Source organism: Micromonospora sp. GCM10011541, from assembly GCF_042650725.1.
GTDB lineage: Bacteria > Actinomycetota > Actinomycetes > Mycobacteriales > Micromonosporaceae > Micromonospora > Micromonospora sicca.
The window spans coordinates 1-6,929 of record NZ_JBHSBP010000043.1 but is presented as its reverse complement, the minus strand read 5'-3'; the positions used below and the strand labels follow the sequence as shown (position 1 = coordinate 6,929).

The window sequence follows — 6,929 nt, the reverse complement described above, 5'->3', positions numbered from 1 at the left end:
CCCCGCTTGCCTATCTCACGTGGTGGCGCCTCAACAGCGCCGCGCACCTGCTGACCCGCGACGACGCGCCGCTGGCGGCCATTGCCCGCCGGGTCGGCTACGCCTCGGAGTTCGCCTTCGCCAACGCGTTCAAGCGGCAGTTCGGGTTGTCGCCTGGCCGGTACCGCCGCCAGCAGCGGCAGGAACCGGTCCAGCACGACTACGACCTGGCCGAGACGCCGACAGGCTGACGCCCTAACAGGTCAGGCGGCGACCGACGCCGACCAGTGCGCCGGCCCCGGCGGTCAGTCGTCCGAGGTCAGCGTGTCGAGGAGTTCGTCCAGGACTGCAGTGATGTCGGGCCATGCTTGGCCGAGACGGGCACCCTTGGCGGGAACACTTGCCCGTCGTGTCGCCAAGGGGTGTGGTCGACGACGAGGAGGCCATCGGGCTGGTGGTGAGCGTGAACAACAATTCGTACTCGGCTGGCGGCAGGTAGCCCAGGGTTGACTGCAGCCGGTGGTGGTGTCCTGAACGGACAGAGGCCGGGGTTACGAGACGTCCTTTAGGCCGATCAGTGAACATTCACCGTGCAGAAAGTCCGTCTCGTTAGCGTTGCACTGGATGGATGGTTGAGCTTCTCGGAGAGCTCGGATCAATGATCGGAGTAGCGCGGCATAAGTACGGCGAAATTAATATGAGTCGGCCCGCCTCCACGTACAGCAACCACGCATACTCTCAGTGAGTCTCGCCGGCGCCCCCAGAAATTCCGCGTGACGCATCCCTTCCGGAGGGCCGAAGCACCATGACCCGTCTGTTCGAACCGTTCAATCTGCGCGGATTGACCGTGAGGAATCGGATCGCAATGGCGCCGATGTGCCAGTACAGCGCCGCAGGTGACGGGTTGCCGGGCGATTGGCACCTGGTCCATCTGGGCGCTCGTGCCGCCGGCGGTGCCGGCCTGGTCATCACCGAAGCGACTGCGGTTGTGCCCGAAGGCCGGATAAGCCCGCAGGACACGGGGCTGTGGTCCAGCGCTCACATCGACGCCTGGCGACCCATCACGGCGTTCATTAAGGCGCGCGGCGCCGCTCCCGCTGTGCAGCTTGCCCATGCCGGGTTCAAGGCGTCCAGCTACCGGCCCTGGGCCTCGCAGCACGGCGGCGTCGCCGACGCCGACGGAGGATGGCCGGTTGTCGGCGCTGGCGACGAGCCGTTCGCACCCGAGTACCGCACGCCGCGGGCGCTTGCCGCCAGCGAAGTGGCCGGCATCGTTGAGGCCTTCGCCGCCGCAGCCCAGCGAGCGGTGGATGCCGGCTTCTCCGCCGTCGAGTTGCACGCCGCTCACGGTTACCTGTTGCACGAGTTTCTGTCACCAGTCACCAACGACCGCAAGGACGAGTACGGCGGTGACTACACCGGCCGCACTCGAGTGTTGCTCGAGGTGGTGCAGGCTGTTCGAAGCGCGATCGGGGACGACATTCCCCTACTCACCCGCATTTCCACGACCGACTGGGTCGACGGTGGATGGACAGCTGACGACAGCGTCGCCCTGGCCAAGGAGCTCGCCGCCGCCGGCGTGGACCTTATCGACTGCACGACCGGCGGCATCGCACGGCAGCACGTTATCCCGGTGAAGGCGGGCTACCAGGTGCCTTTTGCTGCGCGAATCCGTCAGGAGGCAGGGATTCCCACCGGCGCTGTCGGGCTCATCACCCGGCCGAAACAAGCCGAAGAGATTCTCTCGGCCGGGCAGGCCGACCTTGTGCTGCTGGGCCGCGAACTTCTCCGAGACCCAAATTGGCCGCTGCGCGCCGCCGCTGAGTTCGGTGCCGAAGCTGCCTGGCCCGACCAGTACGGCTATGCCGTATGAGCAGAAGATGACCGCACGACCGCATCGCCCCCTGTCCACCGGAGAAGACGGCCGTCAGGTGGCGAGTGGTAGTGGCATCCCCGTCTGCCAGCGCGGACAACGAAGTGTCCGTGCTGCGGGAGGTGGTCGAGAGTGTGCGGACACTCCGTCATCGCCGCAGGTCAGTACGCACGGCGAGCCTGATCAGTGTGGCATGCGTCGCTGGTTATCGCATGCTCCACGCGCTGCCACGGTCTTCACCGCGATCCAATGATCGTCGATATCACAGTACGCGACGTGAACCTCCGCACTGGTGGGTCGTTCTTCCGTGCCGGGCGCTCGTCGGAAGTGTCCGGGATAAGACTGGGGGGCGGCGTGAGCGCGTTGACAAGTTGGCTTCCGGACATGCTGGGAACCGGCTATGAGCAGATGGTCCTGCCACTGGGCGCCGTGCGACGCGGACCGCGGACTGCCCGGTGGGCGCCAGTCAGCGGGGTTGAATTCTGTCACTTTGACAAGCGCTCATCGGCATGGTCGGATGCGCCCCACCCGCCGAGCAGCCAACGCCCGAAGCAGCTATGACAGGGCCGCGCTAGCCGAGTTCGACGAGTCTGGCGAGGTTCGCCAGGGCGATGCGCGTACCCGTCTCGTTGTCTTCGGCCGGGATCGCGTCGGGAATGCCGTCATGAACGACGACGACTTCTGTGCCGCCGTCCACGTCGGTGAGCGTCGTGGTCATGGTCATCGCGCCGCGGAGCGCGGGATCGTCGGTCTCGAACTCGACGACCTCGACCACCTGCTGGTCGGGCACGATCTTGACGAAGTGGCCGTGGTAGCTGTCGGTGTGTGCCGTCGACTTGCCGGTATTGTCCGGCGCCTCGTAGGTGAGCGAGACGCGCAACGAGCCGCCCTCGCGCGCGTCGAACTCGTGCACGTGGCCGCTCATGCCAGTGGGCACCCGCCACTTGGCGACCGCGCCCGGGTCCAGCAGTGCCCGATAAACGGCTGAGCGCGGTGCCTTGACGAGTTGGGATACCTGGGTCGAGTACATGGAGCGAACCTAGTGCCCGGCGCTCGGGATCGTGGCGCACTCACATCGGCAGATCCGCGCACTCGGCGACCGGCACGCCGTGACATTGCGTAACACGCGGATCGCGGCTACCTATTGACTGGTGGTACGACCGCAGCCCGGCCAGGCTTGGTCGAGGTGACCGGTGGGGTCGCTCTCATCGCGGCTGCCCACTGCTGTTTGGTGTGGCTCTCATCTGGCGTGCGCCCCAGATGTGCGCGCCGTAGGATTTCGCTGTGCCGAGTCGCTTCTTCCGCCGTCGCTGGAATGAGTCACGAGGCGACGAGTTCGACGGTTGGGGACACTCCGTCTGGTACTTCGAGGTCGGTGAGGATGGCTGGCCCGTTCGCCAGATTGAGGCGTACGACGACGGGCCGGTCCTCCGCTACGGACCTGGACATGGGGAAGACCAGTACGGAGGCCTGGGGCAGGCGAGCCTCGATGACGCGGACGAGGACTGGAACAGCTACACAATTGCGCGAGACGCGTTCGAGCGTGTCTGGGACTCGGCCGGCGAGTAGGACTTAACGCCGCTGGCATCGGCGTCAGTGACCGGACTACCACTTCGCGGCATGACCGGATGGCCGCACCCATGCTGTCTGCGGCATGTGCGTGCGTCCTGTGCTGCCGGCACCCGGGGCGGGGGCCACCGGATAGTGCGCCATGTCGGGCCGGGCGGCCCCATATTCGGGCGTCTCGCCGGGGTGCGTCCACTAGCGTGCCGCCTCATGGAGAACACCGCCGTACGCACCGAACGCCTCGAGCTTCGCCCAGTGCGTGACGAGGACGTCGACCGGATCCTGAAGTACCGCAATTCGCCGGAGGTCACGCGCTGGCTACTCCGCACGGAGGTCGACCCTGCATCCTTCCGCGCGGCGTGGCGGCGCGCGGCCGCAGACCCCCACGACCACAGCATGGCGGCCACGCTCGACGGCGTGGTGATCGGAACCGTCTCGCTCGACGTCGTCGACGGCATGGCTCAACCCGGCATGCCACCGCGGACCGAGGCCCAGCTCGGCTACATCTTCGATCCAGCCTACGGCGGCCATGGATACGCGACCGAGGCGGTCACCGCGGTGGTGGCGTACGCATTTGACCAGCTGGGCATTCGGAGAATCACCGCCGGCTGCTTCGCGGACAACCTCACCTCGGTGCGAATCCTCGAGAAGGTCGGCATGCGTCGTGAGCAGCTCGGCGTCGGCGATTCCTGGCACGCCGAGCTGGGCTGGGTGGACGGCTACACCTACGCCCTCCTCGCCGAGACATGGCATCGAGAGGCAGCACCGTAGGAGCAGCCGAAGACTCTGAAGGCTGGCATGAACCCTGGCCGGAGGTTCTCAGTGGGACCCAGCTCGGTAGTACCTGTCGAGGAAAGCTGCGTAGCGTCCGCGGTCGTACCACTCCTTCACCCACGCAATCACCTCGAGGATCTCTCGGGCTTCCTCGGTGCATACGGTCGCGAGATACTCCTTGGTCCTGGCCACGCCCGCCCCCAGCATCAGTTCCGCGTCGATCGCACCGGTCGCGTCCATACTGGTGCCGCGGGCGCGGTGAACCACCAGCGCGTCCTCGACGGCGCCGACGTGCCAGAGCTGAACGGCGCAGATCCGCATCAGCTGCGTGTTGCCGGGGACGGTTCCCGTTCCAACGTAGGTTGCCGCCTCGCGCTGGGTTTCGCGCATGAGGACATCCCGAACGATCGGGACCTGGTCAGCCGCGACCCGCAAACCGTAGGCGGCCAGGTGCTGGTCGGCGTCCCGCTCGTACTGGTCATAGATGTCCATTCCCACGGACCGTGTGTAGCAGGAGCAGAGCGCGTCGGCCAGACAGCGCACCGCGGCAGAAGCGGACACCGCCTTGCCGCAGGTTGTTCGGCTGTACGTCGGCGCTGGTGGCGGGGCCGAGCCGGCCCGCGAACGCATCCCGTTGACAACATCACTCGCGCTTCAATACGCTTAACACGTTCGTTAAGTGAAGGGGGACTTCGGGTGGCTGGCACCGATCAGCTCAGCGCGGTGTTCTCGGCGCTCGCCGACCCAACTCGACGGGCAATCCTCGCCGAGCTGGCCGCACGCGACGCCACGGTCACAGAGCTCACCGCTCCTCTGTCCATCTCGATGCCGGCGGTGTCACGGCACCTGAAAGTGCTCGAGCGCACCGCGCTCATCTCGCGGTCACGGTCGGGCAAGTGGCGCGCGAGCCACCTCGAGGCCGCCCCGCTGCGCGAGGCGGCCGACTGGATCGAGCGCTACCGGCGGTTCTGGGACTCGTCCCTCACCCGCCTCGATGCCCACCTCGCCGCGGTGCAGGCCGCCGGACCGGCAACGGACCGGATGGCCGACGACCCCAGGGAACTCGAATGAACACCGAAACTCCGCAGCTGGTCATCTCGCGCGTGCTCGACGCGCCGCGGGAGCTCGTCTACCGAGCCTTCACCGAGCCCGACCACCTGGCGGCCTGGTGGGGCCCGACCGGCAACTCACTGCCGCGCGACGAGATCGAGTTCGACGTGCGCCCCGGCGGCTATCAACGGTGGACGGAGGTCAATGCAGCCGACCCCGGCCTACGCGTGCACATCCACGTCGACCTCACCGACGTCGCCGACGGCGAACTACTCGAAGGCGTCATGCACGTCAGAGGCCGGCTGCAGGAGGGCATTCAGCCGTTCGAGACCAGGCTCCGGATCGAGTTCCACGACGAGGCCGACGGACGGACACGACTCGAGATCCGCCAGTGGCTCCCCGGACACCTGGCGCACCCCAGCGAGGAGGGTTGGCTCCAGGCATTCACCAAACTGGACGCCACGCTGATGAATATCCAGGCACTTGCGGCTGATCATCGAGAGGTAGAGGCATGGCCAAGCTGATTTACGTGACGAACGTGTCGCTTGACGGCTACATCGAGGACGAAGGCGGCGCCTTCGACTGGTTCCCACCCGACGACGAGGTATTCGCGTTCACCACCGACCTCCTGCGATCGGTCGGCACGTTCCTCTACGGGCGGCGCCTGTACGAATCGATGGCCGTCTGGGAGACCGACGCCGCTCTGGCCGGGCAGTCCGAGCTCATGGCAGACTTCGCGACCGCCTGGAAGGCGGCGAACAAAGTCGTCTACTCCACGACCCTCGCCGCGGTGTCAACTGCCGACACCCGACTCGAACGCCGTTTCGACCCCGCCGCGGTACACGAACTGAAGGCCACGGCCAGCAGCGATCTCACCGTAGGAGGTGCGAACCTCGCGACGCAGGCTTTCAAGGCCGGGCTGGTCGACGAGTGCCAGCTGTTCGTCTGGCCCGTGGTCGTCGGCGGGGGCAAGCCAGGGCTGCCTACCGGCATGCGCGCTGACCTTGAGCTCGTCGATGAGCGCCGATTCCGAAACGGCGTCGTACACCTCCGCTACCGCCCTCTCGGACAGTGAACGACAGCCCTTTCCGATCGCCGGCGCCTGCATGACACGCGGAGCGCTGACGACTGATTCGGCCGGTTGAGGTCGCTCGTCACGAACTCGGGTTGCGTCGAGTAGCAGTGTGCGGAGGCGTCAACCACCGCGTCGGGACGACGGTGGCGGTAGCGAACCTCAGTTAGGGGAATGCCCCGAGAACCGTCCGTCTTCGTCGATCCGTCGGCATGCCAGCGCACGGTCGTCGACCGCTCCCGACGCAACCGCTCATCGGCAATTGCGCATGCAGGTGTAGTTGCCGCCTCAACCCCTCGCAGATGGCTGAAGGATGTGCGGGCCGCCGATGTGCGGGGTCGGGTGGTAGCCGGGGTGCGGCTGCGGCAGTGTCGCCACACACGCTGCGCAGCATGCGTTCACTAACATCGGCAGCACGTCGGTGGCGACCAGACCAGAGATCCAGACTTGGTGCAGCTCACCGCCAACTGGGCCATCGCCGGTACTGCTCGGGACTGGTTCTCAACGTCACGCCGCGCCAGGCGAGCGCCTCGGCGAACGCGGCGTACCGCCCACTGCTCAGCATCCAGCCGCGGTACACCGCGAGGCCGCTGCCTGTTACCGCTGCGACGGCCT

Annotated in this window: 9 protein-coding genes; 7 read left to right on the top strand and 2 right to left on the bottom strand. The window is 66.7% G+C overall.

Going from position 1 to position 6,929, the window contains the following annotated elements; translation table 11 throughout:
• Positions 1–230 (top strand): helix-turn-helix transcriptional regulator (locus tag ACFOYX_RS16355; protein ID WP_377534097.1); only part of this gene is annotated, 230 nt, incomplete at its 5' end.
• Positions 231–784: 554 nt separating this feature from the next.
• Positions 785–1,852 carry an NADH:flavin oxidoreductase/NADH oxidase gene (locus ACFOYX_RS16350; RefSeq protein WP_322442329.1) on the top strand — a complete coding sequence of 356 codons (1,068 nt, stop codon included), beginning with the start codon at positions 785–787 and terminating at the stop codon, positions 1,850–1,852.
• Between the two features lie 571 nt (positions 1,853–2,423).
• Here ACFOYX_RS16350 and ACFOYX_RS16345 read toward each other — a convergent pair.
• On the bottom strand, positions 2,424–2,882 hold the full coding sequence (locus ACFOYX_RS16345; protein ID WP_322442330.1) for an SRPBCC family protein: 459 nt from the start codon (positions 2,880–2,882) through the stop codon (positions 2,424–2,426).
• Positions 2,883–3,136: 254 nt separating this feature from the next.
• On the opposite strand from ACFOYX_RS16345, the gene ACFOYX_RS16340 reads away from it, so the two are divergent.
• Both ACFOYX_RS16340 and ACFOYX_RS16335 read left to right on the top strand, forming a co-directional pair.
• The gene (locus tag ACFOYX_RS16340; RefSeq protein WP_322442331.1) at positions 3,137–3,421 is read left to right on the top strand and encodes a hypothetical protein; all 285 of its coding nucleotides are present in this window, start codon (positions 3,137–3,139) and stop codon (positions 3,419–3,421) included.
• A gap of 207 nt (positions 3,422–3,628) precedes the next feature.
• A complete protein-coding gene (locus tag ACFOYX_RS16335) occupies positions 3,629–4,189 on the top strand; it encodes a GNAT family protein (RefSeq protein ID WP_322442332.1) in 561 nt (186 codons plus the stop codon).
• A 48-nt stretch (positions 4,190–4,237) separates the two neighbouring features.
• On the opposite strand, the gene ACFOYX_RS16330 is transcribed toward ACFOYX_RS16335, so the two are convergent.
• Entirely contained in the window at positions 4,238–4,684 is a 447-nt protein-coding gene (locus ACFOYX_RS16330; RefSeq protein ID WP_322442333.1) for a hypothetical protein, read from the bottom strand.
• 204 nt (positions 4,685–4,888) lie between these two features.
• Here ACFOYX_RS16330 and ACFOYX_RS16325 point away from each other — a divergent pair, with 204 nt between their 5' ends.
• From ACFOYX_RS16325 to ACFOYX_RS16315, 3 genes are read left to right on the top strand one after another with little or no spacing between them, the layout of a single operon-like run.
• Entirely contained in the window at positions 4,889–5,263 is a 375-nt protein-coding gene (locus ACFOYX_RS16325; RefSeq protein ID WP_322442334.1) for a metalloregulator ArsR/SmtB family transcription factor, read from the top strand.
• On the top strand, positions 5,260–5,766 hold the full coding sequence (locus ACFOYX_RS16320; RefSeq protein ID WP_322442335.1) for an SRPBCC domain-containing protein: 507 nt from the start codon (positions 5,260–5,262) through the stop codon (positions 5,764–5,766). Before ACFOYX_RS16325 ends, ACFOYX_RS16320 begins: the two co-directional genes overlap by 4 nt.
• Positions 5,754–6,317, top strand: a complete 564-nt coding sequence (locus ACFOYX_RS16315) for a dihydrofolate reductase family protein (RefSeq protein ID WP_322442336.1) — start codon at positions 5,754–5,756, stop codon at positions 6,315–6,317. The genes ACFOYX_RS16320 and ACFOYX_RS16315 overlap by 13 nt, the downstream gene beginning before the upstream one ends.
• Positions 6,318–6,929: the final 612 nt, after the last annotated feature.

Bases quoted from the DNA above. Each gene is read 5' to 3' on its own strand.
- ACFOYX_RS16315 (WP_322442336.1), top strand. From the start codon at position 5,754: ATGGCCAAGCTGATTTACGTGACGAACGTGTCGCTTGACGGCTACATC.
- ACFOYX_RS16350 (WP_322442329.1), top strand. From the start codon at position 785: ATGACCCGTCTGTTCGAACCGTTCAATCTGCGCGGATTGACCGTGAGG.
- ACFOYX_RS16330 (WP_322442333.1), bottom strand. From the start codon at position 4,684: ATGGACATCTATGACCAGTACGAGCGGGACGCCGACCAGCACCTGGCC.
- ACFOYX_RS16335 (WP_322442332.1), top strand. From the start codon at position 3,629: ATGGAGAACACCGCCGTACGCACCGAACGCCTCGAGCTTCGCCCAGTG.
- ACFOYX_RS16345 (WP_322442330.1), bottom strand. From the start codon at position 2,882: ATGTACTCGACCCAGGTATCCCAACTCGTCAAGGCACCGCGCTCAGCC.
- ACFOYX_RS16320 (WP_322442335.1), top strand. From the start codon at position 5,260: ATGAACACCGAAACTCCGCAGCTGGTCATCTCGCGCGTGCTCGACGCG.